1 protein-coding gene is annotated in these 1,921 nt (G+C 38.4%); it reads right to left on the bottom strand.

Going from position 1 to position 1,921, the window contains the following annotated elements:
- Window positions 1–129: 129 nt before the first annotated feature.
- The coding region (locus AC1DTM_RS24445) for an ABC transporter ATP-binding protein (RefSeq protein ID WP_477001101.1) at window positions 130–1,921 on the bottom strand (1,792 nt) is incomplete at its 5' end.

Genomic DNA, 1,921 nt, shown 5'->3' with positions numbered 1-1,921 from the left:
GAGGAGAAGGAGGAGAAACACTAAAACATTACAGAATTTACGATACCTTAAAAATGATAAAAACCCACGAAGAAAATGAATTTTCACCGTGGGTTTTAGTTATTTAAATGGACTTTCGGGACACCTAACTCAAGAAGCATCCGCACCTTCAAACTGACTATTATAAAGCGAAGCATAGAAACCATCAGCTTTCAATAACTCTTCATGATTACCTTGTTCTACAATATCCCCATCCTTCATGACAAGGATTAAATCTGCATCACGTATTGTTGATAATCTATGAGCGATAATGAAGCTTGTTCTACCTTCCATAAGGTTTTCCATCGCTTTTTGGATCAGTACTTCTGTACGAGTGTCAATGGAGCTTGTCGCTTCATCGAGTATTAATATTTTCGGATCCGCAATAAGGGCGCGGGCAATTGTTAGTAGTTGCTTTTGTCCTTGGGATACGTTGCTTGCTTCTTCGTTTAGTTCCATTTGATATTTATTTGGTAATGTTTTTACGAAACTGTGAACGTGAGCTGCTTTCGCTGCTTCAATTACTTCTTCGTCTGTAGCATCGAGTCTACCGTAACGTATATTTTCCATGATGGAGCCGTTAAATAGCCAAGTGTCTTGAAGTACCATACCAAACATGTTGCGCAGGTCTTCTCGCGTGAAGTCTTTTATATCGTGACCGTCGATACATATTGCACCGCTGTTTATGTCATAGAAACGCATTAACAGTTTTACAATCGTTGTTTTACCAGCCCCGGTTGGTCCGACGATTGCTACTTTTTGTCCAGGTTTAATGTTAGATGAGAAATTATTGATGATGATCTTATCTGGATTGTATCCAAATTGAACATCTTGGAAGGTAACTTCTCCTTGAACTTTTTGCAGCTTCACTGGATTTTCTGCTTCTGGCACTTCCTCTTCTTCTTCTAAAAATTCGAAGACTCTTTCTGCAGCAGCTGCAGTGGATTGAAGTACGTTCGCGATTTGCGCTACTTGAGCGATTGGTTGCGTAAAGCTTCTAACATATTGCACAAAGGCTAAAATGTCTCCAACTGCGATGGTTCTCTTTACCGCAAGCCATCCGCCTAAAATAGATACAGCGACGTAACCGATATTACCGATAAATGTCATAATCGGCATCATCATTCCAGATAAAAATTGAGATTTCCATGCGGAGTGATAAAGGGTATCATTTACCTTTTCGAATTTTTTTACTTCTTCTTCTTCTTTGTTAAAGGCTTTTACGATATTGTGACCACTATAAATTTCTTCGACCTGACCGTTTACGTGTCCTAAATATTCTTGCTGGGATTTGAAGTATTTTTGTGATCGTTTTACGACTGCCATGATGAGAATCATCGATACTGGCAATATTAAAAGCGCCACTAATGTCATTTGCCAGCTGATTGATAACATCATGATAAGTACACCGATGATTGTAATAACGGATGTGATGATTTGCGACATACTTTGGTTTAACGTTTGGCTCACCGTATCTATGTCATTTGTAATTCTCGATAATACTTCGCCGTGCGTTGTTTTATCAAAGTAATTCAGCGGCATACGATTAATTTTTTCGTCGATTTCTTTTCTGAAGTTATAAGATACTTTTTGAGCTACTCCAGAAATAATGTACCCCTGGATAATACCAAACACAGTGCTCAGTATATATAATCCAAGAAGTAAAATAACAATGTTTCCGATATAGGTAAAGTCAATGGCCGCACCGGGTGCTCCTGATACTTTGCTTACGAGTCCTTCGAAAAGTTTTGTTGTCGCATTTCCTAAAATTTTTGGACCAACGATTGTAAAGGCTGCACTACCGATTGCGAAAAGGATAACGACTAAGATTGATAATTTATAGGGCTTCAAGTATTGAAGGAGTTTATTCATCGTTCCTTTGAAGTTTTTTGCCTTCTCAATC

Source organism: Bacillus sp. P4_D3, from assembly GCF_056401855.1.
The sequence above is the reverse complement of the archived record's forward strand: the minus strand, read 5'-3'. Positions and strand labels throughout refer to the sequence as shown.